The 708-nt window shown below is 45.3% G+C and carries 1 protein-coding gene; it reads right to left on the bottom strand.

Annotated features, from left to right (window positions below; all coding sequences use genetic code 11):
• Positions 1-645 (bottom strand): RNA polymerase factor sigma-32 (locus tag ACS8FC_RS17500; RefSeq protein ID WP_439297724.1); only part of this gene is annotated, 645 nt, incomplete at its 3' end.
• Positions 646-708 lie beyond the last annotated feature (63 nt).

Raw genomic sequence — 708 nt, 5'->3', positions numbered from 1 at the left:
GTTGTTTTCTTCCCAGTCTTCTTCTTCCAACTGCTCAGCAGGATCGATGCCATCTTCCAAAAACAGCTGCGGTGCATAACGACCATCATCATCGTCACTTGACTGTGCTTCAAATGAGGCATCATAAGAAGTCAGGCGTGACTCCATCTCGAGCACTTGCTTGCGCGTAACATTCAAGTCTTTGGCAATCGCGTCTGCTTCTTCTAACGTGAGCTGATTATTGGTTTTCTTTAAACTACGTAAGTTAAAGAATAACTTGCGATGTGCTTTAGTGGTCGCGACTTTCACAATGCGCCAGTTACGGATGACAAATTCGTGAATTTCAGCTTTGATCCAATGTACGGCAAAGGACACCAAGCGCACACCTTTATTAGGATCAAAGCGTTTGACTGCTTTCATCAATCCAAGATTACCTTCTTGGATTAAGTCAGCTTGAGGTAATCCATAACCTGAATAGCTACGTGCAATATGAATGACAAAACGCAGATGTGACATCACCAGCAGACGTGCTGCTTCGACATCGCCTTCATCATAATAGCGATGGGCGAGTTCTTGCTCTTGTACAGTAGTCAAGATAGGGATTTGATGAACAGTATTAATGTAAGCGCCCAAATTGACCCCTGGCGCTGACAAATGGGTTGGCATTGCCGGCACCAAATCACGTGTACTGGTATTGCCTAACGTACTGGCGTCATAAGGTGGGCGCTG

The organism is Psychrobacter sp. 1Y4 (genome assembly GCF_051847555.1).
The sequence above is the reverse complement of the archived record's forward strand: the minus strand, read 5'-3'. Positions and strand labels throughout refer to the sequence as shown.